This is a genomic window from Natronomonas marina (genome assembly GCF_024298905.1).
GTDB classification, from domain to species: Archaea; Halobacteriota; Halobacteria; order Halobacteriales; family Haloarculaceae; genus Natronomonas; species Natronomonas marina.
In genome coordinates this window covers 2,334,525-2,361,049 of the sequence record NZ_CP101154.1, presented here as the reverse complement: position 1 = coordinate 2,361,049, position 26,525 = coordinate 2,334,525, and the positions used below count along the sequence as shown (strand labels likewise).

The following is a 26,525-nucleotide window of genomic DNA, read 5'->3' as shown; positions in this document are numbered from 1 at the left end:
TTTCAAGCCGTTTCACGACGGATTTGTCGACTCAATATCGACGCACATTAGGAGGCGGATCCGGAACGTCGACCCATGGTCCTGCGGGCCCTCCACAGCAAGTCGCTCCTCGCTGCGGCCGTCTTCGTTGCCGCCACGCTCGTCCTCGCGGTACAGTTGATCACGCCGACGCCGGTCGTGGTATCTGTCGGCGAGAACGGAACAGAAGTCGCGGAAATCGGCGGATACTTCCAGTACAGCGACGTGGCAGTCATCGTCGTTGCGGCGGTCCTGCTCGGAGCGAGCGGGACGTACCTGACCACCACAGACTGGGGGGACGCCGACACCGAATCGCCTCCGACAGATCGGCTGTCGTCCGACGGCTACGGCGCCCCCGGCCGTGCGGACGGGACTGACGGTTCGACCCCGAGCGACGAACTCCTCGAAGCCCGCCGTCAGGAGTGGGAGGAGACGGCCCAGCGTCTGGCCAACAACGAGCGCGAGGTCTACGAGATAATCCTCGACGCGGACGGCGTGATAGCCCAAAGTGACATCGTCGACGCGACGGACAGCTCGAAGGCGACCGTCAGTCGGACGCTCGACAGCCTAGAGACGAAGGAGCTCGTCGAACGCAAGCGCCGCGGGATGGGGAACATAGTCATGCTCCTGTAAGTGAAACCCGACCTCCGATTCCGCGAAACAGTTTCCTCCCTCCTTTCGAACGCTTCCTCAACGGGTATCTAAGGGGGTTTTCTCACAAGCCCCGGCCGGAGCGATTCCCCGAGAGGGCCGCTCCGATACGCGATGCGCAGGAAACTGTTCGCGCTCGCACTCGCCGCGATGCTCGCCATAACTGGTGGCATCGCCGCGGCAGGTGCGGGTTCCGGAAGCTCAGCAGTAGAACAGCCCCCCGACGACTACACCGTCGACGTGACCGCTCCGTTCGGCGATATATCGTCGGATGAAGTCGACGAAGCTATCCAGACGGCCTGGTCGAACGAGCGGGTGCAGAGATACATCGACGACGATAACGTTCACTTCGATGTCGTCAAAGGCACCGAGCAGGTCGAGGTTCACATCGCGCCCTCCCCCGACGCCGAAGAACAGGTCGTCGCCGAAATCGGCCCCGACGGTACCGTGACGGAGGTCTTCGAGCCGACACTGACCCGCGAGGCCTCTGAAGAGTACGACGTCACCAGTGAGGGCAACCTATCTGAAGATAACGTCGTGCGTGTCGAGACGGAGGAGGACGACGAGACCCTCACGGCAGACGAAGCCATCGAAGTCAACCTATCGGAGGATAATATCGAGGGTAACCTATCGGAAGACAACACCGTGCAGGTGTTCGTGTGACGACCGGCGAGTAAGGCGCGCTGCCTGACGATTCGCATCCACACTTTCCCCTGTCCGCCGTCATTTTTTAACGGCTTCTTAGATCGGCCAACAGTACTTCCGAATTTCGACCTCGTCGCCCGTACTCCTAAGGATATCTCCGATGGGCGCCGCTCGACAAGCCGAGAAAGCGCTACTGCGGCGTGACCCGGAACTCGACGGTGCCGACGCCCGGGAGCGAAAACGCCCGGACGCGGCCGCGGTTGCGGGCGACCAGCGCCGCCAGGCCGTACTGGAGGACCCGCGCCCCGACGAGGGCGCCGACGGCGACCGAGAGGGCGTACAGGGGGTAGCTGAGAGCGACGAAGAACGCGACCAACAGAATCGGGACCGCGAGTGCGGTCCGGACCGGCGGGGCGTCCGTGAGCGGTATCGGCTCGATGTCGAGGTTCGTGTATTTCATATCGGTTGGGGAGGGACTCGGTTTCCGCACTGTTCCGTTCGGTTCACCGTAGTACCTCCCTGCGTAAATAACCTAATATTTCCGATAGAAATTGAGAAGAGTTAGCATATATCAATGGCTATTTCCCGCTTTCGCGGTATGTTTCGGGGTGTAAGAAGTGTCATGGTACACTCTCTGTAAATATATCGAACGTTATATTTGTCCACGAAATGCAGCGGTCGGGCGACTCAGGTACCCAGCGACTCCGAAGAGCGGCTGGCGCGCCGTTTCTCGACGTGCGTGAGCATCGCGAGGTACACCGAGACGACGAGAAGCAGGAAGGCGCCGGCCCCTGCCACGCTGAGGGCGTCCGCGCCGAGTCCGACGGTCGTGTCGCGCTGGAGCGGAATCAGGGTGTGGTGGGGGTCGCCGAGGACGGGGACGAAGTAGTCGACGGTCGCGTTGACCGTGTACCACAGCGTCGCCACGCCGACGGCCCACGGCCGGAAGTCGCCGATGCGGTGCAGGAGGAACGCTTGGACGACCATCGCGGCGTGACTCCAGATGAGGAACTGCCGCATCGCGGGGTGGAGGTAGCCGAACTGCGGCCAGAACGCCAGGTGGACGTACACCGTCCACCCGCCGAGGATGACGTTCCCGTAGAAGGCCAGCGCGGTGAGCCACTCCTGCTGGCGGTCCAGTTTCCAGGCGGCCAGCGCCGCGGCGATGAGCAGCGTCGCCAGCGGGCTGTCGGGCACGAACGGCCACATCGCGGCGGGGGTGCGGAAAAACTGGGGCAGGTAGTAGTAGAACCCGAAGGCGGTGCCGGCGAGGTTGATGGCGACGACCAGCCACGCGAGGTTGAGCCCCAGGTTCTCCAGTGGTTCCGGCAGCGGCGCGACGTACCACGGCAGGTCATCGCGGGGGACGTCGGACTCCAGCAGCCGGCGCCCCCGTTCGGCGACGGCCCCGGCGCGGCCTCGGATGCTCATATCCCCAACTCCGGGCGCGCCACCAAAACACCCACGGCGACGGGCGACAGCCGGAAACCACCGGGGCGAACGACACGGGTTAAGTGGGTCCAACCCCTTCGTTCGTCCATGACCGAAACGGACCTCGAGGACCTCCGTCGCGGGACGGACCTCGTCAAGCGCGGCTTCGCCAAGATGCAGAAGGGCGGCGTCATCATGGACGTCGTCACCCGCGAGCAGGCCCGTATCGCCGAGGACGCCGGCGCCGTCGCCGTCATGTCGCTGGAGGCCGTCCCCGCGGACATCCGGAAGCGCGGCGGCGTCGCCCGGATGGCCGACCCCGCCGCCCTGGAGGAGATCATCGACGAGGTCTCCATCCCCGTGATGGGCAAGTGTCGCATCGGGCACACGGCCGAGGCACAGATCCTGGAGGCGACCGGCGCCGACATGGTCGACGAGTCGGAGGTGCTGACGACGGCCGACGAGCGCTACCACATCGACAAACGCGGGTTCACGGCGCCGTTCGTCTGCGGCGCCCGGAACCTCGGGGAGGCGCTGCGGCGCATCGACGAGGGCGCGGCCATGATCCGCACGAAGGGCGAGGCGGGCACCGGCGACGTCAACCAGGCCGTCACCCACCAGCGGACCATCAAGCGGTCCATCCGGAAGCTCTCGGGGATGAACTACGAGGAGCGCGACGAGTGGGCCCGCGAGAACGAGGCGCCGCGCGAACTCGTCCACGAGACGGCCGAGATGGGCCGGCTGCCGGTCGTCAACTTCGCCGCGGGCGGCATCGCCACGCCCGCCGACGCCGCGCTGATGATGCAGCTGGGCTGTGACGGCATCTTCGTGGGCAGCGGCATCTTCGGCGCCGAGGACCCCACCGCGATGGGCACCGCCATCGTCGAGGCGGTCAACAACTACGACGACCCCGAGCGGCTCCGGGACATCGCCAAGGGCATCGGCCGCGGCATGAAGGGCCAGGCCAACGAGACGATGTCCGAAGAGGAGAAGCTCCAGGGTCGCGGCGTCTGACCCGGTCCGTCCGTTCTCAGCTGTCCGTCCGGTCCACCGCCTCGGGGTTCATCTCGATTCGGAACCCGTCGTCGAGTTCGACGAGGATCAGGTCCGTCTCCGTGACGAACGTCTCGTAGTGGTCGCCGTCCGGATCGATGGTGGTCCGGCTCGTGATGAGCCCGGCCTGTCGCAGGGCGTTGAGCCGGCGGTACACCGTCGTCCGGGAGTAGCCCGTCGCCCCGGCCAGTTCCCTCGCGCTCTTGGGTGCGTTCTGGAGCTCGTAGAAGCAGCGTCTCGCCTTCGGGTCCCCGAGCGCGTCCAGTGTCGGATCGTCTATCCCGGCTGGGAGCCGCTCGGAGAGCTCCTCGAGCAGTTCGGCCAGTTCCGACCGCTCGACCGGCTTGACGAGGTACTCGTCGAAGCCCATCTCGACGATGTCGGCCTCGGGTTCGACGGCGGTCACCATCGCCACCGAACAGTCGTGTCCCTCTCCGCGTATCCGGTCGAGTATCTCTCCGCCCTGCATCTCGGGCAGCCGGCGGTCGAGGAGCGCGATGTCTACCTCCTCGTCCAGCTGTTCCAGCGCGGATGCGCCGTCGTAGGCCGTCCGGGTCCGGTAGCCCGACATCTCGACCCACTCGGCGTAGAGGTCGGCTAGGTCGTGCTCGTCTTCGACTATCAACACCGTCGTTCGTTCCGACGACATCGGCTTCCCGGCAGTTCGTTCATCCGGGGGACGGTTAACGGTTGCTCCCCGTCGGTGCGGCCGAGAGTGTGGCGGTGTGAATCGACGGGCTGCGGAAAAACGGAATGGCTCGGCGCCGACTCAGACGTAGCCTTCGTCCTCGAGACCGTCCATCAGGTCGTCGACGAGCTCGTCGACGCTGTCGTAGGGGTAGTCGCCCTGCCCGGAGGCTTCCTGGTTCAACTCCATCGCGGTGATGGTCTCGTCGCCGATGTCGAAGGTCGTTCCGGGGCCCTGCGGGAGCGCCGGCACGAGATCCATCGGACTGTTGACGGGGTAGTCGGCTCCCCCGAACGCTTCCTCGAACTGCTCGCGGACTGCCTCTCGGTCTGCCATGGTACGACCCCAACGTACACGTCGTCGGTGTTGTGTGTATCGCCTCTCAATACCGGTCAATTAAAAACACGGGGTCAGTACTCGTAGTCGGTCTCTATCTCCCGGCCGGTCTCGGTCATCGCCACGGCAGCCTCGCTGTACTGGAGTACCTTCTGCATGTCGCCGTCGATGTCGAAGACGCCGGACATCATCCCGTCTATCGGGCCGATGTCGCCGTCGTTGAGCGCGATCCAGTCCGAGTAGTCACCCCGGTAGACGAACCCGGCGTCGACGTCCGCCGGGTCGTCGATCTCGCGGGCCTCGGTACACTTGCCGTCCTCCAGGGCGATGAAGAAGTAGTGGTCCTCGGGGAGCCGGTCGTCGGCGCGGACGTGGAAGACGAAGTCGCCGTTGAAGCCGACGCCCCACCCCTGGCCCTTCTCGGCGTAGGCCTCGTTTTCGTTCAGTCGGTCGCGCCACTCTCGGATCCACTCGTCCGACGGGAACGGTGTCGCCATCGTGTCGTGTCACCCTGTCACACGTAGGCCGACCGTCTCTTAAACGATTCGGCGACCCGTCGCGGGGCAATATAAAAACCCGGCTACGACCCCCGCAACGCTTTATTGGGTAGGCAGGCCAGGGGGAGTACAGAACCGTGACTCCCGGAGAGCACACCAGTCGACCGGCGGTGAGCGTCGGCGGGACGGCCGCCCGGACGGCGCCCGGGGGGTCGCCGGCCGGCTGGTTGACCGCACGAACTGAACCGTTCCGCAATCTCACACGCCGTGGTTCCGTCGCACCGCCCGGGGGTGTCGCCGCGTGAGCGACGCCGAAACCGGCTCGGTCGGCCGGGCGACGCTTCTGGCGTCGGTGCTTGCCGGCGCCCTGTCGGGGGGATTCGTCTACACGCTCCAGCCACTCTACATGCGGTATCTCGGTGCCGCCGTCGGCAACGGCTCTCCGGAGATCGGGCTGGCCGCCTGGATCGGCACGACGATCGTCCTCGGTGTCATCTTCGGTAGCCTCGCCATGAACCACGCAAAGCGGGGCAACAGCACCACCGGCTATGGGCTCGTGTACGGAATCGTGCTGGCAGTCTTCGCCGGCCTGCTGGCGATTCCGGAGGCGGTCACCGCGACCACGCAGTGGGAGTTCCCCTACACCCAGGTCGGCGTCAGTACGCTCGTCGGCTTCGCCATCTACGGTGTCGTCCTCGGGTCGCTGTTCGGGAAGTCCATCAACCGTCGGCCGCTCCGACCGCTGTTCCTCGTGGGCCGGACCGGGTCGACGTTGCTGGCGTCGCTCGTCGCCGGCATCGTCACCGGGGCCGTCATGGTCGTCGCGGCGCCGCATCACCTGGTGTACTTCGCGCTCGTCGCCGGTGCTGGCGGCTCGGTGCCGGCCGGCTTCGCCGTCTTCCTCCTGTTTGCGCTCCTGCTCGGCGCCGGCTTTGCGGTCTTTCCCGCCCGCCGGGTCGAACGGCAGGACCTCCCCGGACAGAGCGGCTTCAAACTGGGGGCGATCTACGGGATGGTGCTGCTCCTCCTGGGCGGCGTGGTTCTCGTCCCGCAGTTCCTGGGTTCGGCGACGGCGTTCGACCCGCCGCGGCCGGGCGTCGCCGTACTCGCGGCCTACCTCCTGTTCGGGATCGTCCACGGGATCAGCTACGGCGTCATCGAGGGGCAGGGCGGCGCTGCCCCGGCGTTCCTGCAGGGACGCGTCGTTCCGGTCCTCGGTGGCACCGTCCTCGGCGGCGCCGCGGGCGCGGCGTTCATCTCCCTCGTCAATCCGCAGCCCATCTACTTCCTGGGGCTGAGCTATCTCGGGGTCTCCCCCTCCTGGCAGATCGGCGTCGGCATCTGGTTCGGGCTCGTCTTCCTCCTCGGCGTGGCGTTCGTCCCGCTGGCCGCCCGGGCCGTCGAGTCCCGCATCGGCGTCGGCCGGGGCGTCCTCGTCGGGACCGTCTACGGGGTCGTCCTCACCGCGCTCGTGGGGGCGTTCCTCGTGCCGTCGCTCGTCCAGTCGCGGGGCTTCCCAATCGACTCGCCGAACACCCAGACGACGATTTTCGCGTACCTGGTGTTCGGGCTGGTCTTCGGGGGCGTCTACGCGGCGCTACGGAAGCGCCGTCTCGCCCGCGAGGAGCTTCCGACCTCTCCGTCGATCGGCACGAAGGGCCAGCGCGCCATCGTCTTCGGCTCGCTGTTCGGCGGGGCCGCGGGCGGCCTGCTGGCGTACCACATGGTCGGCCCGGTCACGATGCTGTTCATGGGGTCGCTCGTCGGGCGGGCCGGCAGTCTCGGCGTCGGCTGGCTCGTCTGGCTCGGACTCTCCGTGGTCCTCGGGATGGTGTTCGCGGTCGCGGTTGGCCCGCGACTCTCCGACTACACCCGCTCCATCGACGAGTTCGCCGAGCGCGAGGAGGACGTAAACGAGACGCTCGGCGACTACCTCGAGGACGCTCCCGTCACGACGACGGCGACCATGGCCGGCTTCGTCTACGGCGTCGTCGTCGCGGTCGCCGTCGGCGCCATCGCCATCCCCATCGCGGTCAACACCGTCTCGACCCACGGCATGCCCGTCCCCATCCTGCAGCCGTACTTCCTGCTGGCGTTCGTCGTCTACGGTCTCATCATGGGGCTGGGCTACGGCGTCGTCAAGGAGTTCTGAGGCCGGGTCCGGTTCGCGCGCCGGCACGCTGCGTTTTTGTGTTTGCCGCCGAACCGTCGGCGTATGCCCGCCGAACTCGAAGAGAAGACCGACCGCTACGAGTCGCTTCTGGCCGAGGCCCTCGAGACCGCCGAAATCGCCCCGCCGGAGGGGACGCCGCTGCACGAGGTCGCGGCCGACTACGAGGAGATGGCCGCCTCGTACCTCGAGGACGGCCGACACTTCCGGGCTGACGGTGACCTCGTGAACGCGCTGGCGTCCTTCTCGTACGGCCACGGCTGGATGGACGCCGGCGCGAGGCTGGGCGTTTTCGAGGTACCAACGGACGGACACCTCTTTACGGTGTGACCGTCGTCGGAACCCCCTCTTTTACGTCGGTCGGGTGTGTCCGGTCGGGTGATGGAGGCGGCTCTGTGGTACGTGCTGTCGGGAACGCGCGGCGGCGCGAACCGCGCCAGAATCCTCCGCGCGCTGAACGAACGGCCCCGGAACGCGAACCAGCTCGCCGAGGATCTCGACCTCGACTACAAGACCGTCCGACACCACCTCGATGTCCTTCAGGAGAACAACGTCATCACGGACAGTGGCGACGATTACGGGAAGATTTACCTGCCGAGCGAGGCGACTCGGGTCCACTGGGAGACCGTCGAGGAGATAATCGACGAGGTGGCCTAACTATGGAGGAATTTGGGAAAGCGTATATGTGGACGAACGGGGAAGGTGATGTATAGTGTTCGTTAGAATCGTGCAGGTCTTCGCGATCCTGAACATCTTGCTGTTGGCCGGCCTGTTGTACATCTGGGGCTCCAACTGGTGGCAACTCCGGTCGAAGCACACGCTCGGGCTGGTCCTCTTCGGGGGGTTCCTGCTGGCGGAGAACGCGGCCGCGGCGTACCTGTTCATCATGGACCCGACGCTGTCGGCGTGGATCAGCAACGCCGAGCAGGTGCCGCGCCCGGCGCAGATAACTCTCGCTGGACTCCGACTCATGGAGTTCGGCGGCCTCGCCTTCCTGACCTGGGTCAGCTGGGACTGACCCGCCTTTCTTCCCGCCGTTCTGTCTGTGAATTCATATACGTTTTTTAACACCATCCCCGGCCACGCTTGCCGGAAAAGATGTTCGGAGAACAGACTTTCTTCCGTGGGTTTTCCCAGTCTGGGACGAAATTGGGTAAGACTTCGGAGAATCCTCTTTAAGTAGTTCTCCCACGTCCGGAGTATGCATCGTAGCATAGGCGTTGTCCTCATGACGCTGCTCATGGTCTCCGTCGCGGGGGCCGCTGGAGCGGGCGTCGTGGGGGCGAGCCACGTAGCATCGACATCCATATCGGAACAGACGAGCGGCGGCCACACGGTCGTCGTCGACGACGTGTATCTCCCGGAGGGCGGCTTCGTGGCCATCCACGACGCCAGCCTGAACAACGGCGGCGAGGACGTCCTCACGAGCGTCCGCGGTACCTCCGCGTACCTGGAGGCGGGCAACCACTCGAACGTGACGGTCACGCTCGACGACCCCCTCACCGAGGACGCGACGCTCGTCGCCATGCCCCACAGGGACACGAACGGGGACCGCGTCTACTCGTTCGTCTCCAGCGGCGGTGAGGTCGACGGTCCCTCGACGACCGAGGGCGGCGACATCGTCGTCGACAGCGCGAACGTCACGGTCAGCGCGACGGTGAGCATGTCCAACCAGTCGACCGGCGGCTCGTCGGTGCTGGTCGACCGCGTCGAACTCTCGGAGGGCGGCTTCGTCGCGATGCACGATAGCTCGCTGCTCGACGGTGCGACCTTCGACAGCGTCGTCGGCGTCAGCGGCTACCTCGGTGCGGGCGTCCACGAGAACGTTCGCGTGGAACTCGACGAGAATCAGACCGAGCAGGACACGCTGATCCCGATGCCGCACAAGGACACCAACGACAACCAGCAGTACGACTTCGTCACGAGCGAGGGCGAAGCCGACGGTCCCTTCCTCGACAACAACGGCGAGATCGTACTCGACACCGCGACGGTGACGCCGAGCGACCAGGCGACCGTCAGCATGAACGACACCACGACGGGTGGGCACTTCGTCTCCGTCGACGAGGCCTACCTGCCCGACGGCGGGTTCGTCACCATCCACGACTCGACGGTGCTCGACGGCGCCGTCTTCGACAGCATCCGCGGCACGAGCGACTACCTCGCGCCGGGTACCCACGAGAACATCCACATCACGCTGGACGAGCCGCTCAACGAGAGCGACACGCTCGTCCCGATGGCGCACCGCGACACCAACGACAACCAGCAGTACGACTTCCCCGAGTCGGAAGGCGAGGAGGACGGCCCCTACACGACCGAGGGCGGCGACCCGGTGGTCGACACCGCACAGGCCAACGTCTCGGCGAAGGTCTCGACCGGTGACTTCGAGACCAACGGTAACACCGTGACGGTCCACCACGTCGACCTCTCGGAGGGCGGCTTCGTCACCATCCACGACGCGTCGCTGTTCGGTGGTGCGGTCCTCGACAGCGTCCGCGGCACCTCGGCGTACCTCGAACCCGGTTTCCACTCCGACGTCAACATCACGCTCGACGACCCGCTGAAGACGTCGCAGGTCGTCGTGCCGATGGCGCACAAGGACACCAACGACAACCAGGAGTACGACTTCGTCACGAGCGAGGGCAGCGCCGACGGCCCGTACGCGACCGAAGCGGGCAACCCGGTCGTCGACACCGCGCGAGCGAGCGTGCTCGCACAGGTGACCTTCGACGGCGAGGAAGGCGCCGGTGACAGCGTCACCGTCGACAGCGTGACGCTGCACGACGGCGGCTTCGTGACGCTGCACGACTCGACGCTGCTCGACGGCGCGGTCCTCGAGAGCGTCCGTGGCACGAGCGAGTACCTCGGTCCCGGCACCCACGAGAACGTCTCCATCGACATCGACGAGGTGCCCGGCGGCGAGGACACCTTCGTCGCGATGCCGCACCGCGACACCAACGACAACCAGGAGTACGACTTCGTCACGAGCGAGGGCAGCGCCGACGGTCCCTACCTCGTGGCCGGCTCCGCGAACGTCGTGCCGGCGACGGTGACCGCCGAGGCAACCGCCAGCGTCTCCGTCTCCGACCAGACAACCGACGGCAGCACCGTCACGGTCGACAGCGCCACCCTCTCGCGGGGCGGCTTCGTCACCATCCACGACGGCACGCTGCTCGACGGCGCGGTCATCGACAGCGTCCGCGGCACGAGCGACTACCTCGAGGCCGGCGAGCACTCCGACATCGAGATCTCGCTCGACACCCCCTACGAGGAGGACGGCACGGTCGTCGCCATGCCGCACCTGGACACCAACGACAACCAGGAGTACGACTTCGTCACCAGCGGTGGCGAGGCTGACGGTCCCTACACGACCGACGACGGCCCCGTCATCGCGGACGCCTCCCTGACCGTCGAGTCCGGCGACATGGGTGACGGTGACATGAACGAGACGGACGGCTCCAGCGGCGACGAGATGACCGACACCGGTGGCTCCAGCGGCGACGGTGCCGGCTTCGGCGCGGTCGTCGCGCTGGTCGCCGTCGTCGCGTCGGTGCTCGCCGCCCGCCGCCTGAACTGAGAGTACCGGCAGCCGAACGGTTTTTTATGCGGTCGTAGCAGCCGCCCAGCTGTGGGTTCGTAACGCTTAACAACAAGAGGTGGCCGTCACTGTCTAGCACACGGTACTGCCTCCCACACGATTCTGCCTGAAACGGCCGAAATCGGAGTTTCGAGCGGGAAACCTGCCGAAAGGTTTAAGAGCCTTTCGGACTAACGTACTGTTAGCAAGCCGGTTCCGGATTTCTTGGGTTTTCCTCCTCCGGAGCCCGGAGTAACCCATCATGAGCGATACCAGCATCAGAACGTTCACGGAAGAGAACCGTACCGAATCGACCGAACGAGCCGCCGAGGAGAGCGAAGACGAGACCGTCTGCCCCGAGTGTGGCGCCCGCCTGGAGTCGGACACCGAGCGCGGGGAGACGGTCTGCAGCGAGTGCGGGCTCGTCGTCGAGGAAGACGAGATCGACCGCGGGCCGGAGTGGCGGGCCTTCGACTCCGCCGAGAAGGACGAGAAGTCCCGCGTCGGCGCCCCGACCACGAAGATGATGCACGACAAGGGGCTGTCGACGAACATCGGCTGGCAGGACAAGGACGCCTACGGCAACTCCCTGTCGAGCCGCCAGCGCCAGAAGATGCAGCGACTCCGCACCTGGAACGAGCGGTTCCGGACACGGGACTCGAAAGAGCGCAACCTCAAGCAGGCGCTCGGCGAAATCGACCGCATGGCGTCGGCGCTCGGCCTGCCCGAGAACGTCCGCGAAACCGCCAGCGTCATCTACCGCCGCGCCCTCGACGAGGACCTCCTCCCCGGCCGCTCCATCGAGGGTGTGGCGACGGCGTCGCTGTACGCCGCCGCTCGACAGGCGGGCGTCCCGCGCAGCCTCGACGAGGTCGAGCGCGTCTCCCGCGTCGAGAAGATGGAGCTGACTCGGACGTACCGCTACATCATCCGGGAGCTGAACCTCGAGGTCAAGCCCGCCGACCCCGAGAGCTACGTGCCCCGGTTCGCGAGCGACCTCGACCTCTCCGACGAGGTCGAGCGCCGCGCCCGCGAACTCATCGAGGCGGCCCGCCAGGACGGCATCCTGTCGGGCAAGTCGCCGGTCGGACTCGCGGCCGCGTCGGTGTATGCCGCCGCCCTGCTGTGCAACGAGAAGGTGACCCAGAGCGAGGTCAGCGAGGTCGCGGACATCTCCGAGGTCACCATCCGCAACCGGTACAAGGAACTGCTCGAGGCCGGCGAAGTCGTCACGGCCTGAGGCCGCTTTCCGACGCAGCCTCCCGGCGCCGGGCGTCGTACTGCGACGAAAATCGTGACAAAGGTTTTCAACCCTCCCAGCCGTGACCCTGCGTATGGAAACGTACGTCCGACTGCTGTGTCCGGAGTGTGGAAAGAGCTGGCAGGACTCCCCGAAGGAGTTGCCGTCGCCCGCTCGGACGTTCCACTGTCCCGGCTGTCACGCGAGCCGTCCGCTCTCGGAGTTCGCACGGACCGAACACGACCTGCAGAACCTCAAGCAGTTCTGAGACGGGGAATCTCCCCGGGCGGTCGGGGAGCCACCGCAGTTCCCGTCGGACCGCGCCGCTACTGGATGTAGCTCGGGTCCTCGGAGTCGCAGTTTTCCTCGTGCTGTCTGGCGTCCGTCTGGTCGTCGAACAGCATCCCGCACTTCTCGCACTCGTACCACGTCGTCCCGTCCCGCTCGGTGGTGGCGACCATGTGTGCTACTGTGCCACGGTGACGTATATTCGTTTCTCCGGCGGGCGGAACGGGACGCCGGGGGCGGAACGGTAAAGCCGGCGGCGGCCCGAGTGAACCCATATGGACCGGCGGGTTACGCTGACGGTGAAGGGCGCCGAAAAGCGGGACGCGGGACGGGGCGTCGCGCGGCTGCCGGAGTCCGCACGCCGTGCGCTCGGCGTCCTGAGCGGCGACACCGTCGTCATCGAGGGCGAGCGGCCGACCGTCTCGAAGGTCTGGCCCGCCAGCGGCGAGGAGGGCATCGTCCGCATCGACGCCGAGACCCGCGCCAACGCCGGCGTGAACGTCGGCGAAACGGTGCGAGTCGAGCAGATATCGGTCGCCGAGGCCGAACGGGTACTCGTCGAGTTGCCGGCGGTCGGCGACGACGATCTGGCGGAGACGGTCGCGGCCGACCTCCGGGACCGGCCGTTGCAGGCCGGCGAACAGGTGCGGCTGGAGCGTCCCGGCGTCCGGGCGACGGTCGTCGAGACGACCCCCGACGGGACCGTCCGGGTCACCGACCGGACGACCGTCCGGGTTCGTCAGGTGGCCGACCCGCCGACGGGGGCGTCCGACTCGCCGACGGGAGTCGAGGAGGGCGCGTCCGACGACGCCGGGACCGCACCGGAGCCGGCGACCGACGCGACCTACGAGGACATCGGCGGTCTCGACGAGGAACTGGAGCAGGTCAGGGAGATGATCGAACTGCCGCTGTCGGAGCCGGAGCTGTTCCGGAAGCTCGGTATCGACCCGCCCTCGGGAGTGCTGTTGTACGGCCCGCCGGGGACCGGCAAGACGCTCATCGCCAAGGCCGTCGCCAACGAGGTCGACGCGCGTTTCGAGGTCATCGACGGCCCGGAGATCGTCTCGAAGTACAAGGGCGAAAGCGAGGAGAAGCTCCGGGAGATCTTCGAACGGGCGGTCGAGGCCGCGCCCGCCGTCGTCTTCATCGACGAAATCGACTCCATCGCCGGCGCCCGCGACGACGACGCCGACATGGAGAACCGCGTCGTCGCGCAACTACTGACCCTGATGGACGGGCTGGACGCCCGCGAACAGGTCATCGTCATCGGCGCGACCAACCGGGTCGACACCATCGACCCTGCGCTGCGGCGGGGCGGTCGCTTCGACCGCGAGATCGAGATCGGCGTCCCCGACGAGGCCGGCCGCCGGGAGATACTCGACGTCCACGCCCGGGGGATGCCGCTCGCCGACGACGTCGACCTCGACGACCTCGCGGCCCGGACCTACGGCTTCGTCGGTGCCGACATCCACTCGCTGTCGACGGAGGCCGCCATGCGGGCGCTCCGTGACCGCGAGGACCGCGAGGAACTGCTCGTCCGGCGGTCGGACTTCGAGGCGGCCCTCGCGGCCGTCGATCCTTCGGCGATGCGGGAGTACGTCGCCGAGACGCCGGAGGTCTCCTTCGAGGACGTCGGCGGTCTGGAGGAAGCCAAGCAGGTGCTGACCGAGGCCGTCGAGTGGCCGCTGGCCTACGGCCCGCTGTTCGAGACGACCAACACCGAACCGCCCTCGGGGGTGCTTTTGTACGGCCCGCCGGGGACCGGCAAGACGCTGCTTGCGCGGGCGCTAGCCGGCGAGAGCGACGTCAACTTCGTCAGCGTCGCCGGGCCCGAACTGCTGGACAAGTACGTCGGCGAGTCCGAGAAGGCCGTCCGGGAGGTGTTCGACCGCGCCCGGCAGGCCGCGCCGGCCATCGTCTTCTTCGACGAGATAGACGCCATCGCCGGCGTCCGGGGCGAGGCCAGCGAGGCCAGCGAACGGGTCGTCTCCCAGCTCCTGACCGAACTCGACGGGCTGGCGGAGAACCCGAACCTGGTCGTGCTGGCGGCGACGAACCGCCGGGAGTCGCTGGACCCCGCGCTGTTGCGGCCGGGCCGGCTCGAGTCCCACGTCGAGGTGCCCGCCCCCGACCGGGCGGCCCGCCGGGAAATCCTCGAGGTCCACGCCCGGGGGAAGCCGCTGGCCGACGACGTCGACCTCGCTGCACTGGCCGACGACACCGAGGGGCTCTCCGGTGCACAACTGGAGGCGTTGCTCCGGGAGGCGTCGATGCGGGCGATACGGGAACTGGCGACGGACCTCGGCCCGGCGGCGGCCGCCGACCGTGCCGACGAGGTCGAGATACGAGCCGAGCACGTCGCGGCTGCCCTCGAGAGCGTCCGGGAGTAGGCCGCCGGCTCCGGGATCGACCCACCCCGAACCGTCGTGTGTTACCTTTTGACACGAATTTGGGGTGCTTAATCAACTAACGACGATTCAAATATCGATAATCGTGATTGCTTTTTAATGTATGCAATTCGTGAATCGAATGGATGGAACGAAGCAGGGCACAGACCAGCCCGCTCGCCATCGTCATCCTCGTCGGCATCGTCGTCACGGGTGCGACGACCGTCGTGCTGTTCGGCGGTGGGCTGATCGAGAGCCTATCGACTACCGCCGACACCGAGCGGGCCGGACAGGAGATGAGCCACCTGGCCTCCGAGTCCGCCGCGGTCGCACTCGGCGGGAGTCGGCAGCGCCGAGTCACCTTCGACGCCTCCGGCGGGAAACTCACCGTCGACGACGAGGCCTCCTGGATATGCGTCCGCAACGGGACGACGTCCGACCGGGAGTTCATACTGCCCGAAAGCGGCGCCGCCGACGAGAACTGCGGCGAAGCCAAGACGCATATGGGAACGGTGTTCTACGAGACGGACGCCGGGACGGTCGCCTACGAGGGCGGCGGCGTCTGGACTCGCGAGGGCGACGGGGGCAGCCGGATGGTGTCCCCCCCGGAGTTCCACTACCGGGAGAGTACCCTGACGCTGCCCGTCGTCACCGTCGAGGGCGAGTTGAACACGGGCGGTTCCGAGGTGGAGTTGCTCGCGGAGGCGGGCGAGACCGAGCGGGTCGAAGACATAAACAACCCGCTGAACGGCTCCAGCGGGCGCGTCTACGTGACCGTCCACAGCAACTACTACGAGGCGTGGGGCGAGTTCGTCGCCGAGCGGACCGACGGCGAGGTCGTCGAGTTGGACCACGACGACCGGACCGTGACCGTCGAACTGGTCGTCCCGTCGCCGCCGACCGTCGAGAACGCCATCTACGCCAGCAGCGACGGCGGCAACGCGGCCACCGTCGACAGCGGTCTCGTCGACAGCTACGACTCCAGCGACCCGCCGCCGAGGTACCAGCCCCCGAACCACGCCGGCTCCTCGGGCTCGGTCGTGACGGACGGGGGTATCAGCCTCGAGGACACCGTCCGGGGGAACGTCTACAGCGTCCGGCAGGGCGGCAAGATCTCGGTCGACAGCGGCACCGTCGAGGGCGACGTCCACGGTCAGCGGCGGGTGAAACTCGACGGTAGCGAGGTCACCGGGAGCGTCTACGCCGACGAGAACGTCACCCTCGACAGCAGCAGCGTCGACGGCGACATACACACTCAGGACGCCGTCGACCTCGACACCGTGGACGTCGACGGCGACATCTACGCCGACGACGGTCTCGTCCTCGACGACGACGACGGCGCCGTCGACGTCGCCGGCGAGGTCCACACCGACGGGTCGGCAGTCATCGACTCGGCCAGGTTCGGCGACACCGTGTACGTCGAGGGGAACGTGACCGCCGACGAGGCCCGTTTCGAGGAGGAGGTCCACGTCACCGGCACGCTCAAACAGGCCGACGAGAGCAGTTTCGACGACGACGTCTACGTCGACGGCGACGTGGGGAAAATCGCGGGTAGCGACGGCGACCCCACTGACGTCGAGGGGTCGGTCCACGTCACCGGTGACGCCGAAATAAGCGAGTTGACCATCACCGGCGACCTCCACGTCGGGGGAAAGCTCATCTGTGACGGCGAATCGGAGATACAGGGCGACCTCTACGTCGACGACGCGCAGATGACCAGCGAGTGCCCCCCGAGCGACGGCGCGCCGAACCCCGTCGCGCCCGACGACTCCGACGCCCCGGACGCGACCGAGACGCCCGAGGAACCGGTCGTCGACCCGCCGGCCGTCGAGTTGCCGCCCGAAGAGGAGTTCGAGGAGCTGCCCGACGACTGCCACGCGAACGGGAACCCGGACAACGAGGCCATCATCATCGACGACGGCAGGACGTGCGAACTCGACCCCGGCGAGTACGACGTCTCGCAGGTCTCGGTCGACAGCGGGACACTCGACATCAGCACGGAAGGCGCCGGGAAAAAGGTCGAACTGTACGTCGGCGGCGACGTCTCGATCAGCGAGAGCGCGAACGTCGAGACCGGCGACTCGGGCCACCAGAACGCCACCGAGTTCGAGATGAACGTCTACGACGAGGAGGCGTCGGTCTCGCTGTCCTCGAACGTGACCGGCGTCGTCAACGCGCCGGGGACGAAGGTGGACATCGACGACGGCGCCAACGTCTTCGGGGCGGTCATCGCCGACAAGGTCCAGACCGACGGCGGCGGGGGCGTCCACTACGACGAGGCCCTCTCCGGGCGGACCGTCGGCGACGGCCAGGGCGATGTCCCGACGGTCAGGTACCTCCACGTCACGACGAACGAGATCGAGTTCGAGAGATAGGTCCGGAAGTGCCCCCGGCGTTCGGGGGCTAGTCCCAGAACGACTTGGTCTTCGCGTAGTTGCGCTCCCGTTCGAGGATGTCCCGGTAGAAGTCGGTCTCGTCCTCGCGGTGGTTGTTGATGATGTAGGCGGCGTTGCGCGGGCCGACCCCCCGGGCGGCCAGGGCGATGACGGCCTTCCTGCCGTGGCTCTGGACGAGGCTGGCGGCCCGGTAGGCGCGTTCGGTCCGCTTTTCGGCCTCCTCGTCGCGCTCGTCGGCCCGGACCGCCGCGAGCACCTCGTCGGCCCAGGGGTTCAGCGCCGCGATTCTGGTCGACCCGCACTTGGGACACTCCGGCTGGTCGGCGACGCGGCGGACCTGCTGGCGGCGGTCCCACTCCCGGCAGTGCAGGCAGGCGAGCAGGACGCGGTCCTCCTGGATGCGCTCCTTGACCGTCTCGACGACCGAGGCGTCGGCGTTCTCGGGCGCGAGCAGTTCCCGGCCCGAGGAGCGCCCGCCGCGGCCGACGGGGGTGCGCTCGCCGACCGTCTCCAGGGCGAGGTCGCCCGACTGGATGCGGGCCAGGGCCCGGCTGGCGCCCTCGACGTCCAGTTGCTCGTGGAGGACGACCCGGACCGCCTCGTCGTAGATGGGGCTGTCCTCCAGGGCGTCGAGCAGGCGGTCCTTCCCGAAGCGACTGCTGCCCGAGCCCTTGCCCTTCCAGCGCTTCAGGGCACCGAACTTGGCGGCGACCTGTGCCAGCGTGAACTTCAGCGAGTCGGAGTTCTTGAGGCTCAACTCGACGAGGTCGGCGACGTGGTCGGGGTCGGTCTCCTCGAGCAACTCCCGGACGTCGCCCAGCGTCGTCCCGCCGGGCACCTCCAGTTCGATGCGGTAGGGGTCGGTCTCGAGGGCGACCGACGACCCCGTCCGCTGGCCGACGAGCGCCGACAGCAGGCGACCGAGCGTCTCGTTTATCGTGTGGCCGAAGGCGGCGTCGACGACGACGTTGCGGCCGTACCCCTCGACGACGACCCGCTCGTCGGTCGGCATCGGCGCCTCCTGGCGCTCCAGCGGTTCCAGGGCCTCGTTCACGGTGTGGTCGTCGGTCGGGAACCGGTCGGCGAGTTCTCCCGCGACCGTGGCCCGGTCGGCGCCCGCCCGGAACCGCTCGTCGGCCGTGCCGCGGATTCGTCCGACGCGCCGGGCCACGTCGTGGGGGACCGGTATCTCCTGGCCGACCCAGGAGGGCACCTCCCCTGTCGGGTCCTCGATGGGGGTGACCAGCACCTCCTCCTCCTCGTCGTCGACCTCGGTGATGCGCCACATGTCGCCGCCCTGGACGAACGTCTCGCCGGGACCGGCGAAGGTGACGACGAACCGCTCGGCGAGCGTGCCGACGGTCCGGCCGGAGGCCATGTCCGTCACCGTGTAGTTGGCCTCGTCGGGTATCATCGAGAGGTTCGCGTAGAAGTACTGCCAGGTGCCGCCGGACTTCTCGATGCGGTCCTCGTCTGCCTCCAGCCAGAGGATACGGTTCTCCGACAGTTCCCGGACGACGGCCTTGAAGTCGCTCTCGGGGAGGTTTCGGAACGGGTAGGCCCGCGTCACGATGTCGTAGGCGCGGGCGGCCGACAGGTCGCCGAAGCCCATCAGCAGGCCCGCCACCTGGTTGGCGACGGTGTCGAGGCTGGCGTGGTGGATGCCCGCCCGTTCGACGGCGCCGCGCTCGGCGCGGTCGACGATGGCCAGCGCCTCAAAGGTGTCGTCGGGGTGGGTCGTGATGACCGTCCCCGCGGAAACCTCGTCGCGGCGGTGGCCGGCGCGGCCGACCCGCTGGAGGAGTCGCCGAACCTCGCGGGGACTCGAGTACTGGACGACGTGGTCGATGCGGCCGACGTCGATGCCGAGTTCCATCGAGGAGGTACACAGCAGGGCGTCCAGGTCGCCATCCTTGAAGCGGTCCTCGACGTCGATGCGGGCGGTCTTCGACAGCGAGCCGTGGTGGATGCCGACGTCGGTGCCGTGGGCCTTCAGCCGCGAGCCGAGCCCCTCGGCGGTCTGGCGGGTGTTGACGAACACGAGCGTCGACTCGTTGGCCGCGACGATCTCGTCGATACAGCGGACGTGGCTGGCGACCGAGGGGTCGGTCATCAGTTCGCTCGCCGTCTCGTGGTCCTCCGGTCGCACCGCCGGGTTTCGCACCTCGACCGCGAGGTTCGAGCCGGCCTCGATTTCGACGACGTGACAGCCCCGGTCCCCGGTGAGAAAGCGGCCGACCTCCGCGGGGTCGCCGACCGTCGCCGACAGCCCGATTCGCTGGAAGGGGCCGGCGTGCTCCCGGAGGTGTTCGAGACCGACCGTCAGCTGTGCGCCCCGCTTGGACTCGGCGAGTTCGTGGACCTCGTCGACGACGACGTGGTCGACGTCGGCGAGCGCCCGGCGGAGTTTCTCGCCGGTGAACATCGCCTGCATCGTCTCCGGCGTCGTCACCAGCACGTCCGGCGGGTCCTCGGTCTGTTGCTGGCGGCGGTAGTCGGTCGTGTCGCCGTGCCTGACGTCGATGTCGACGTCGAGCGTCTCGCCCCACCACTCCAGCCGCTCGCGCATGTCGCGGTTCAGCGCCCGAAGCGGCGTCACGTACAGCGCCTGCACCCCGAAGCGGTGCTCCCGGTCGCGGATGGCCGAGAGGACGGGCAGCACGGCCGTCTCGGTCTTGCCCGACCCGGTCGGCGCGACGACGAGACCGTCCTCGCCGTCGGCGAGGGCCGGAATCGCCGCCCGCTGTGGCTCGGTCGGCGTCGTGAAGCCGCGCTCGGACAGCGCCGCCCGGACCTCGGGGTGCAGGTGGGCGAAGGCGTCCATGCCGGCGGCCGTGCCGTCGCTCATCGGACCCGGGTACGGACGCGAGCGGATTAAGGGGCCCGCTCTCGGCGTGGCTACCCATCGGGTTCGCTGACGGTGCCGTCCTCGAAGAGCAACTGGATGAGCTTCTGTTCGGCGGTCCGGAGGTGTTCGGTGTAGGTCGGCGTGGCGACGTCGAGTCGGTCGGCCAGTTCCTGGCAGGTTATCTGGCGGGGCCACTCGTAGTAGCCGGCCTCGTGGGCGGCCTGTAGTGCCTCGCGCTGGCGGTCGGTGAGCGCCTCCTCGATGGCCTCCTCGAACTCCCGGTGGCTGAAAAGCGGCGTGAAGTACGACTGCTGGCGCTGGGCGAGCAGCCGCGAGTCCTCGTAGGCGTCGGTGAACGCCTCGATCGCCGCCGAGGCGTCGTGCGAGGAGGGGACCTCCGCGGCGATGGTCATGTCGCCGTCCTCGACCGTGACCCGCCGTGGAAGCGCGCCGTTCTCCGCGAGCAGCATCGCCGGGCTGTCGCCGGAGACGAGCACCTCCAGCAGGCCGGCATCCTCGCGCCGACTGAGGAGGTCCGCCTCCCGGGCCTCGTGTTCGGCGACCATCTCCGCGACGGCCCCCGGATCGCCGCCGACGACGCTGTAGTACTCGACGTGGTTGTCGTCGCCACGGGGGATGAACTCCTCGAGTTCGAACCGGCAGCCCTCTGCCTCGGAGGCGGCGATGGCGGGGACCGTCTCGTCCGACAGCAGGAGCTCTATCTCTACGACCGGGTCGGAGGTCGACTCCTGCCGTCGGATAGACATGTCGTTGGTCGTTGGTGGTGCAACGAGTATTTATTGCTGTCGGTACCGACCGTTAATATTTGAATATTGATACTGATTCGGACTCCCGGAGGACGCTCCGGAGTGGATTTAATTCGTGTGATGCGGTTTTGTATCTATTTGAGCAGGTCTGCGAGGTAGTAGTCCGTCTCCCTACCGTTACACATATTTCTATTTATGATATTTTGCTGGTGGGTTCCGGGCGATGGCGGCGCCCCGAACTGTCCATCGGTCGCCTGTCGGTGGTTCGGCGGTCGGGAACGGCCGACGCGCCTCCTCTCAGACCGTCCGGTACGGCCCGAGGCGGGTCCCGTCGAGCAGGTACGCCTGGCCGTCTGCCAGCCCGTCCGGGAGGAACGGCGAGAGGAAGTCGTCGCCCTCGTTGACGAACGTTCCGCCCGAGAGGTCGTTGAAGGCGGGACAGACCACCAGACGGTCGCCGACGTGGTCGTACTCGGGGAAGCCCTCGGGGTCGAGGCGGCCGCGCAGCCAGACCCGCTCGGTCCGGCGGCCGCCCACCTCGTCTTCCAGCGCCACGAGGGGATGCTCGTGGGCCGTACAGACGGTCGGTGCCGAAAGGACCGTCTCGGCGGGCCAGGTGTGGCCGTGACAGAAGCCGACGTCGCCGACCCGCGCCCCCTCGCCGTCGACGACCGCGACGTCCTCGAAGCCGTCGGTCACCGACTCGACGCCGCCGTCGTGGTTCCCCTTCGTCACCGTGACGGGGACGCGGTCGGTCACGACGTCCAGGAGATCCCGGAGTTCGACCCGTTCCTCGCCGGTCGGTTCGCCGATGGCGTTTGCGAGGTCGCCGAGGAAGACGACCCGGTCGACCCCAGTCTCGGTCACCAGCCCCAGCAGGCTCTCGCGGCGCTCGTCGGCGTGGCTCCGTATCTCGACGCCCTCGGCGCGGAGGCCGACCTCCAGGCCCGCGTGGTAGTCGGCGACGACCAGCGCCCGTTCCGGCCCGCAGTCGGCGACCGCGGCGGGCTCGCCGGGGACCGGTTCGAGCATTCAGATGGCCTTCAGCGTCCCGTCGGCGGGCTCGTAACACCGGCCGCTCATCAGCGCCTCCTGGATGGCGTCCTCGACGGCCTCGGGGTCGACGCCGTGCTCGTCGACGACCGCGGCGACCAGTTCCTCGCGGTCGGCGCCCTCGTCGTCCCCGACCCGCTCCATGGCCGCCATCACCGCGTCCTCCAGGTCGACCTCGCCGGCCGATTCCTCGCCCGACTCCTCGGCCGCCTCGCCGTCGGCTGGTTCCGGTTCGGGCTCCGATTCGGGCTCGGCCGCGGCGTCCGTCTCGGCGTCGACGGCCTCCGGGTCCGATTCGGGGTCCGGCGTCTCGATGTCTGCCTCCTCGACCTCGTCGGCCGTCGAGAACTCCGTCCCGTACTCCTCTTCGACCTCCCGTCTCGTCTCCTCGTCGAGGTCGAACTCGCCCGGTTCGAACTCGCCGGGCTCTTCGCCCTCGTCGGGCGCCGACTCCGCCGTCGGCTCGCTCTCCGATTCGGGCTCCGTGGACGCCGTCTCCGGCGAACCATCACCCGCGTCGCTTTCGGAGAACTCCGGCTCCGCGGTCGTCTCGGTCTCCGCTGCCGTCGCCGTTTCCGGCTCCCCGGTCGCTTCGGTCTCCGCCGCCGCTTCCGGCTCCGTCGCCGTGTCCGCCCCGGTCGCTGGCTCCGATGTCTCGCCGGTCGACCCGGCCTCGACGTCCCGGTCGGGTTCGGAGACCTCCATGGATTCGCCTCCGTCGTCCGGGTCCGTTCCCGCATCCGTATCCGAGGACTCGCCGGCGTCGGCGGCCGCGGCAGCCGTCGCCGGCGACGGCGCACCGGAGAGGTCAAGCGTCGCCAGTTCGGCCGCCGTCGCGGCCTCCGGTCCCCCGACCTCGTCCGGCGCGGCGTCGAGCCGTCCGACCTCGTCCAGTTCGCCGGCGACGACGCGGGCGGCGTCCAGCGCCGTCTCCCGGAGTGCGCCGAGGTAGGCGGGCGTCGTGTCGTAGAAATCCTGCGCCAGGGCGACGCCGTCGGCGAGGCGGTCATCGACGCCCGCCTCGGTCAGCGCGACCCGTAGCTGGTCGCCGGCCAGATCGGCCTCGATGGCCGAGGCGACGACGCCGACCCGCTCGACGGTCCGATCGGCGGCGGTGACGACCCAGCGGTCCCGCGTCTCTGCGTCGACCTCGTTCACCGACTCCGGTCGGACCGACGAGTAGACGACGTCGTCGTCGTCGGGCTCGAAGGTCCGGGCCTTTCCCGACAGCGCGACGAAGGTCGGGGGGTCGGCCCGCTCGAGGAACGCCAGGGCGTCCGGCTGGTACTGGCCAGCGTAGGTGACGAACGCCCCCGTCGGGTCGACGACGCGGCCGCGGACCATCTCCGGGTTGACGTCGTCGACCTCCGTGAGGACGCCGACGGCGAAGAGGCGGTTGACGCGGGCGCCGGTCGGCGTGACGACGTAGTTCGGCGCCCGCTCCTCGTCGCTCTCGCTGTAGGAGAACTCCGCGTCGTCGAACTCGGCGGCGAACAGCCGGTAGGCGACCTCGCGGCGGCCGGGCGCGGAGCCGCTCATGCGTCCACCTCCGCGTCGGCGAGGAACTCCCGGGCGCGCGCCTCGGGGTCGTCGGCGCTCTCCTCGAAGGCCTCGCAGTCGAGGTTGGCGCCGTACTCGTCGACCGACAGCGAGCCGCGGACGCGGAACTCGCCGCCGACGAGGTCCTCCGCGATGGCGTCGGCGACGACGTCCCGGTCCATCGCGTCGCGGGCGTCCTCGAGGGCGTCCTCCAGCGTCCCGCCGTAAATCGCCTCGGTCAGCTCCCGGCCCAGGATGGCGGTGACCGTGTCGGTGCCGTCGTCGAGGATGGCCTTCACCCGGAGGTCGTCCTCGGGGTCGACCTCGCCGTGGCTCCGGCACTGGTCGTTCTGGACGACGCGGCCACAGTCCGGACACCGCTGGATGAGCCCCGAGCCGTCCCGGACCTCGAGGACGTTGCCGACCACCTCGACGTCGAAGACGCCGCCGGCGGCGACGGCCTCGCCGACCGTCATCCGGGTCGCCGCGTCGCTAACGTCGACCTCGCCGACCGGCTCGACCGTCGAGAACTCCGTGACGTTGACCGACGGCACGCCGCGGAACTCCCGGACGTAGACGTCCCCGATTCGGACCGACTCGCCGGCCGCGATTGCCTCGTGGGGGTCCCAGTCGGTGAAGGGCAGTCGCGCCGTCTCGTCGCCGACGACGCCGCTCAGGATGTCGGTCTCGCCGTCCCGGCCGTCGATGGTCTTGGACTCGACTTCGAGTACCTGGACCTCGACGGTCCGGCCGCGGTCGCCCGGCCGCAACTCGATGAGGTCCCGCTCGCCGCCGACCTCCTGGGGGACCTCCAGCGGTTCGTCGTGCAGCGTCACGGTCGTCGACTCCCCGAGGTTCAGTTCCGGTTCGCCCTCCCACTCGCGGACGCCGGCGTTGCCCGCGGTGATGGTGTCGCCGGGCGACAGCGAGAAGTCCGTCCAGGCGGTGTAGGAGATGGTCCCCGTCCCGTCGGCAACCTCGCCCTCGAAGATGGTCTGGTCTTCGCCCTCGTAGCGGATGGAGCGCTTGCCGACGGTCAATACGCGGGCCGTGACGGTGACGTTGCCCATGTCGGGTTCGACGTCGGCGACGTCCGTCTCCGGGGGGCTGTCGGTCCCGCCGCCACCGCCGGAGTCGCCGTACTCCCGCCGGATGCTCTGCTTGGCTTCCTCGATGGGGACGGAGTACGACTGCAGGGTCTCTAGCTTCTCTTTGACCTCCTGTTTGTCCGCGCCGAGGTCGGAGGCGAGCTCCTCGGCGGCGTCGTCGAGACTCATATTCGCTTCGGGGTTCGTCGGCCGGCGTCAAAAGGGTTCGCGCCGGCCGCTCACAGCTCCCCGCGCCGGGCCATCGCCCGCACTGCCTCGGCTCGCTCCCGTATCGCCGCCAGTTCCTCGTCGTCCTTGTCGTCCAGGTGCGAGTAGACCAGCCCCATCCGGTGGTTCGACCGTAACTCCTCGGCGTTGCGGTCCAGGAAGTCCCAGTACAGCGCGTTGAACGGGCAGGCGTCCTCGCCGGTCGTCTTCGTCTTGGCGTACGGACAGCCCGAACAGTAGTCGGACATCCGGTCGACGTAGTTCGCCGAGGCGGCGTACGGCTTGGTGGCGAAGACGCCGGCGCCGTACGACCCCATCTCGACGACGTTGGGCGTCGTCACCCAGTGGTAGGCGTCCACGTAGGCGGCGTGGAACCACTCGTTCAACTGGCGCGGTTCGACGCCGTAGATGAGCGCGAAGTTCGCGAGAATCATCAGCCGCTCGATGTGGTGTGAGTAGCCCCGCTTGCGGACGCCGTCGACGACGTCCGAGAGGCAGGCGGCGTCGACGTCGCCCGTCCAGTAGAACGCCGGCAGCGCCTCGGTCTGGTCGAGCTGGTTCGCGTCGGCCAGTTCCGGCATCGCCTCGCGGTAGACGTGGCGGGTGAACTCCCGCCAGCCGAGCACCTGGCGGACGAACCCCTCGACGGAGTTCAGCGGCACGTCCGGGTCGCTCTTCGCCGCCTCGAGGACCGTCTCGAGGACCTCGCGGGGGTGCAACAGGCCGAGGTTCATCGCGCCGGACAAGAGCGCGTGGTTCATCGCGGGCTCGTCGGCGAGCATGGCGTCCTGGTAGGGACCGAACTCGACGAGTCGCTCGTCGACGAAGCGGTCGAGGGCGTCGACGGCCGCCTCGCGGGTGACGGGCCAGCCGAACGGCTCGGGGTCGGCCCACCCGACGCCCGGCGGGTCGTCGTCGTAGTCACCGGCGAACGTCTCGTGGACCCACTCGCGGGTCTGCTGGGTGAGCGCGTCCGGTTCGTACCGCGGCGGCTCCGGCGGGTCGTAGTCGGCGCCGGGGAACTGCCGGTTCTCGTCGTCGTAGTTCCACTCGCCGCCGAGTGGCTCCTCGCCGTCCATCAGGTAGCCCGTCGCCCGGCGGGCCTCGCGGTAGAACGTCTCCTGCCGATACGGGGGGTCGCGGTCGCCCATCCACGCCTCCCACTGGTCGGGCGTCGTCACGAACAGTTCGTCGTCGATGACCGAGAGGCTGCCGCCGCGGGCCTCGACCAGCTCGGTCAGCCGGTCCACGGCGCCGTGGCCGGGCGGGTGCATCACCGTCAACTCGTCGCCGGGGTGGGTCTCGAAGTGGGCGTCCAGCCCCTCGGCGAACGTCTCACAGCGGTGGTACTCGACCGTTCGGCCCGCGGCCCGGAGTTCGTCGCGGAAGTGCCGCATCGCCGAGAAGACGAGCGTCAGCTTGTGGGGGTGGTACGGCCTGCGGCGGGCGAAGGCCGTCGCCTCTATCAACAGGACCCGCTCGCCGTCGTCGGTCCGCGAGAGCGGCCCGTGCTCGCGGGAGAGCTGGTCGCCGAGGACCCAGACGGTCATACCGAAACGAGGGCCCACAGCACAATGAAAGCTCACGAGGCGGCCATCCGCGGCGGCAAATCGTGTTAACGAATGACA

At 68.2% G+C, this 26,525-nt stretch carries 24 protein-coding genes; 12 read left to right on the top strand and 12 right to left on the bottom strand.

Annotated elements, in window-relative coordinates:
* Nucleotides 1–75: 75 nt before the first annotated feature.
* Nucleotides 76–651 carry a helix-turn-helix transcriptional regulator gene (locus tag NLF94_RS12575; RefSeq protein ID WP_254837972.1) on the top strand — a complete coding sequence of 192 codons (576 nt, stop codon included), beginning with the start codon at nt 76–78 and terminating at the stop codon, nt 649–651.
* A 132-nt stretch (nt 652–783) separates the two neighbouring features.
* A complete protein-coding gene (locus NLF94_RS12570; RefSeq protein ID WP_254837971.1) occupies nt 784–1,332 on the top strand; it encodes a hypothetical protein in 549 nt (182 codons plus the stop codon).
* Between the two features lie 172 nt (nt 1,333–1,504).
* On the opposite strand, the gene NLF94_RS12565 is transcribed toward NLF94_RS12570, so the two are convergent.
* Nucleotides 1,505–1,774 carry a hypothetical protein gene (locus NLF94_RS12565; protein ID WP_254837970.1) on the bottom strand — a complete coding sequence of 90 codons (270 nt, stop codon included), beginning with the start codon at nt 1,772–1,774 and terminating at the stop codon, nt 1,505–1,507.
* A gap of 227 nt (nt 1,775–2,001) precedes the next feature.
* Nucleotides 2,002–2,745: a DUF1405 domain-containing protein gene (locus tag NLF94_RS12560; RefSeq protein ID WP_254837969.1), complete on the bottom strand. Its 744-nt coding sequence runs from the start codon at nt 2,743–2,745 to the stop codon at nt 2,002–2,004.
* 108 nt (nt 2,746–2,853) lie between these two features.
* Between NLF94_RS12560 and pdxS the strand changes: the two genes are divergently transcribed.
* Nucleotides 2,854–3,759, top strand: coding sequence for a pyridoxal 5'-phosphate synthase lyase subunit PdxS (pdxS, locus tag NLF94_RS12555; RefSeq protein WP_254837968.1), 906 nt, complete (start codon nt 2,854–2,856; stop codon nt 3,757–3,759).
* Nucleotides 3,760–3,775: 16 nt separating this feature from the next.
* Here pdxS and NLF94_RS12550 read toward each other — a convergent pair whose 3' ends face one another.
* The 3 genes from NLF94_RS12550 to NLF94_RS12540 all read right to left on the bottom strand — a co-directional run bounded on the left by NLF94_RS12550 (nt 3,776) and on the right by NLF94_RS12540 (nt 5,319).
* Nucleotides 3,776–4,447: a response regulator gene (locus NLF94_RS12550; RefSeq protein ID WP_254837967.1), complete on the bottom strand. Its 672-nt coding sequence runs from the start codon at nt 4,445–4,447 to the stop codon at nt 3,776–3,778.
* A 120-nt stretch (nt 4,448–4,567) separates the two neighbouring features.
* Nucleotides 4,568–4,822 carry an MTH865 family protein gene (locus NLF94_RS12545; RefSeq protein ID WP_254837966.1) on the bottom strand — a complete coding sequence of 85 codons (255 nt, stop codon included), beginning with the start codon at nt 4,820–4,822 and terminating at the stop codon, nt 4,568–4,570.
* Nucleotides 4,823–4,896: 74 nt separating this feature from the next.
* A complete protein-coding gene (locus NLF94_RS12540; RefSeq protein ID WP_254837965.1) occupies nt 4,897–5,319 on the bottom strand; it encodes an SCP2 sterol-binding domain-containing protein in 423 nt (140 codons plus the stop codon).
* Nucleotides 5,320–5,620: 301 nt separating this feature from the next.
* Here NLF94_RS12540 and NLF94_RS12535 point away from each other — a divergent pair, with 301 nt between their 5' ends.
* The 7 genes from NLF94_RS12535 (at nt 5,621) to NLF94_RS12505 (ending at nt 12,571) form a co-directional block, all read left to right on the top strand.
* Nucleotides 5,621–7,471 carry a hypothetical protein gene (locus NLF94_RS12535; RefSeq protein ID WP_254837964.1) on the top strand — a complete coding sequence of 617 codons (1,851 nt, stop codon included), beginning with the start codon at nt 5,621–5,623 and terminating at the stop codon, nt 7,469–7,471.
* Nucleotides 7,472–7,534: 63 nt separating this feature from the next.
* Nucleotides 7,535–7,819 carry a DUF357 domain-containing protein gene (locus NLF94_RS12530; protein ID WP_254837963.1) on the top strand — a complete coding sequence of 95 codons (285 nt, stop codon included), beginning with the start codon at nt 7,535–7,537 and terminating at the stop codon, nt 7,817–7,819.
* A 51-nt stretch (nt 7,820–7,870) separates the two neighbouring features.
* Nucleotides 7,871–8,146 carry an ArsR/SmtB family transcription factor gene (locus NLF94_RS12525; RefSeq protein WP_254837962.1) on the top strand — a complete coding sequence of 92 codons (276 nt, stop codon included), beginning with the start codon at nt 7,871–7,873 and terminating at the stop codon, nt 8,144–8,146.
* Nucleotides 8,147–8,201: 55 nt separating this feature from the next.
* Nucleotides 8,202–8,507, top strand: a complete 306-nt coding sequence (locus tag NLF94_RS12520; protein ID WP_254837961.1) for a DUF8036 family membrane protein — start codon at nt 8,202–8,204, stop codon at nt 8,505–8,507.
* 183 nt (nt 8,508–8,690) lie between these two features.
* Nucleotides 8,691–11,063: a DUF7282 domain-containing protein gene (locus tag NLF94_RS12515; protein WP_254837960.1), complete on the top strand. Its 2,373-nt coding sequence runs from the start codon at nt 8,691–8,693 to the stop codon at nt 11,061–11,063.
* A 262-nt stretch (nt 11,064–11,325) separates the two neighbouring features.
* Nucleotides 11,326–12,303 carry a transcription initiation factor IIB gene (locus tag NLF94_RS12510; RefSeq protein ID WP_254837959.1) on the top strand — a complete coding sequence of 326 codons (978 nt, stop codon included), beginning with the start codon at nt 11,326–11,328 and terminating at the stop codon, nt 12,301–12,303.
* A gap of 94 nt (nt 12,304–12,397) precedes the next feature.
* Nucleotides 12,398–12,571: a DUF7836 family putative zinc-binding protein gene (locus tag NLF94_RS12505; protein WP_254837958.1), complete on the top strand. Its 174-nt coding sequence runs from the start codon at nt 12,398–12,400 to the stop codon at nt 12,569–12,571.
* 58 nt (nt 12,572–12,629) lie between these two features.
* Here NLF94_RS12505 and NLF94_RS20800 read toward each other — a convergent pair whose 3' ends face one another.
* Entirely contained in the window at nt 12,630–12,764 is a 135-nt protein-coding gene (locus NLF94_RS20800) for a DUF7128 family protein (RefSeq protein ID WP_256558615.1), read from the bottom strand.
* Between the two features lie 102 nt (nt 12,765–12,866).
* Between NLF94_RS20800 and NLF94_RS12500 the strand changes: the two genes are divergently transcribed.
* Nucleotides 12,867–14,981: an AAA family ATPase gene (locus NLF94_RS12500; RefSeq protein ID WP_254837957.1), complete on the top strand. Its 2,115-nt coding sequence runs from the start codon at nt 12,867–12,869 to the stop codon at nt 14,979–14,981.
* A 143-nt stretch (nt 14,982–15,124) separates the two neighbouring features.
* The gene (locus NLF94_RS12495) at nt 15,125–17,353 is read left to right on the top strand and encodes a polymer-forming cytoskeletal protein (protein ID WP_254837956.1); all 2,229 of its coding nucleotides are present in this window, start codon (nt 15,125–15,127) and stop codon (nt 17,351–17,353) included.
* A 28-nt stretch (nt 17,354–17,381) separates the two neighbouring features.
* Here NLF94_RS12495 and NLF94_RS12490 read toward each other — a convergent pair whose 3' ends face one another.
* The 6 genes from NLF94_RS12490 to NLF94_RS12465 form a co-directional block, all read right to left on the bottom strand.
* Entirely contained in the window at nt 17,382–20,222 is a 2,841-nt protein-coding gene (locus NLF94_RS12490) for a DEAD/DEAH box helicase (RefSeq protein WP_254837955.1), read from the bottom strand.
* A 50-nt stretch (nt 20,223–20,272) separates the two neighbouring features.
* Nucleotides 20,273–20,989 (bottom strand): bacterio-opsin activator domain-containing protein, encoded by a 717-nt coding sequence (locus tag NLF94_RS12485; protein ID WP_254837954.1) that lies wholly within the window; start codon nt 20,987–20,989, stop codon nt 20,273–20,275.
* Nucleotides 20,990–21,286: 297 nt separating this feature from the next.
* Complete coding sequence (locus tag NLF94_RS12480) at nt 21,287–22,021, bottom strand: metallophosphoesterase (protein WP_254837953.1); 735 nt, start codon at nt 22,019–22,021, stop codon at nt 21,287–21,289.
* Entirely contained in the window at nt 22,022–23,581 is a 1,560-nt protein-coding gene (locus tag NLF94_RS12475; protein WP_254837952.1) for an RPA family protein, read from the bottom strand.
* Nucleotides 23,578–24,858 carry a Single-stranded DNA binding protein gene (locus NLF94_RS12470; RefSeq protein WP_254837951.1) on the bottom strand — a complete coding sequence of 427 codons (1,281 nt, stop codon included), beginning with the start codon at nt 24,856–24,858 and terminating at the stop codon, nt 23,578–23,580. Before NLF94_RS12470 ends, NLF94_RS12475 begins: the two co-directional genes overlap by 4 nt.
* A gap of 50 nt (nt 24,859–24,908) precedes the next feature.
* Complete coding sequence (locus NLF94_RS12465) at nt 24,909–26,447, bottom strand: cryptochrome/photolyase family protein (RefSeq protein WP_254837950.1); 1,539 nt, start codon at nt 26,445–26,447, stop codon at nt 24,909–24,911.
* Between the last annotated feature and the right edge of the window lie 78 nt (nt 26,448–26,525).

Coding starts and splice junctions, on each gene's coding strand:
- NLF94_RS12565 (WP_254837970.1), bottom strand. CDS start 1,774: ATGAAATACACGAACCTCGACATCGAGCCGATACCGCTCACGGACGCC.
- NLF94_RS12485 (WP_254837954.1), bottom strand. CDS start 20,989: ATGTCTATCCGACGGCAGGAGTCGACCTCCGACCCGGTCGTAGAGATA.
- NLF94_RS12515 (WP_254837960.1), top strand. CDS start 8,691: ATGCATCGTAGCATAGGCGTTGTCCTCATGACGCTGCTCATGGTCTCC.
- NLF94_RS12505 (WP_254837958.1), top strand. CDS start 12,398: ATGGAAACGTACGTCCGACTGCTGTGTCCGGAGTGTGGAAAGAGCTGG.
- NLF94_RS12530 (WP_254837963.1), top strand. CDS start 7,535: ATGCCCGCCGAACTCGAAGAGAAGACCGACCGCTACGAGTCGCTTCTG.
- NLF94_RS12495 (WP_254837956.1), top strand. CDS start 15,125: ATGGAACGAAGCAGGGCACAGACCAGCCCGCTCGCCATCGTCATCCTC.
- pdxS (WP_254837968.1), top strand. CDS start 2,854: ATGACCGAAACGGACCTCGAGGACCTCCGTCGCGGGACGGACCTCGTC.
- NLF94_RS12510 (WP_254837959.1), top strand. CDS start 11,326: ATGAGCGATACCAGCATCAGAACGTTCACGGAAGAGAACCGTACCGAA.
- NLF94_RS12490 (WP_254837955.1), bottom strand. CDS start 20,222: ATGAGCGACGGCACGGCCGCCGGCATGGACGCCTTCGCCCACCTGCAC.
- NLF94_RS12575 (WP_254837972.1), top strand. CDS start 76: ATGGTCCTGCGGGCCCTCCACAGCAAGTCGCTCCTCGCTGCGGCCGTC.
- NLF94_RS12480 (WP_254837953.1), bottom strand. CDS start 22,021: ATGCTCGAACCGGTCCCCGGCGAGCCCGCCGCGGTCGCCGACTGCGGG.
- NLF94_RS12470 (WP_254837951.1), bottom strand. CDS start 24,858: ATGAGTCTCGACGACGCCGCCGAGGAGCTCGCCTCCGACCTCGGCGCG.
- NLF94_RS12540 (WP_254837965.1), bottom strand. CDS start 5,319: ATGGCGACACCGTTCCCGTCGGACGAGTGGATCCGAGAGTGGCGCGAC.
- NLF94_RS12570 (WP_254837971.1), top strand. CDS start 784: ATGCGCAGGAAACTGTTCGCGCTCGCACTCGCCGCGATGCTCGCCATA.
- NLF94_RS12550 (WP_254837967.1), bottom strand. CDS start 4,447: ATGTCGTCGGAACGAACGACGGTGTTGATAGTCGAAGACGAGCACGAC.
- NLF94_RS20800 (WP_256558615.1), bottom strand. CDS start 12,764: ATGGTCGCCACCACCGAGCGGGACGGGACGACGTGGTACGAGTGCGAG.
- NLF94_RS12560 (WP_254837969.1), bottom strand. CDS start 2,745: ATGAGCATCCGAGGCCGCGCCGGGGCCGTCGCCGAACGGGGGCGCCGG.
- NLF94_RS12500 (WP_254837957.1), top strand. CDS start 12,867: ATGGACCGGCGGGTTACGCTGACGGTGAAGGGCGCCGAAAAGCGGGAC.
- NLF94_RS12475 (WP_254837952.1), bottom strand. CDS start 23,581: ATGAGCGGCTCCGCGCCCGGCCGCCGCGAGGTCGCCTACCGGCTGTTC.
- NLF94_RS12545 (WP_254837966.1), bottom strand. CDS start 4,822: ATGGCAGACCGAGAGGCAGTCCGCGAGCAGTTCGAGGAAGCGTTCGGG.
- NLF94_RS12465 (WP_254837950.1), bottom strand. CDS start 26,447: ATGACCGTCTGGGTCCTCGGCGACCAGCTCTCCCGCGAGCACGGGCCG.
- NLF94_RS12525 (WP_254837962.1), top strand. CDS start 7,871: ATGGAGGCGGCTCTGTGGTACGTGCTGTCGGGAACGCGCGGCGGCGCG.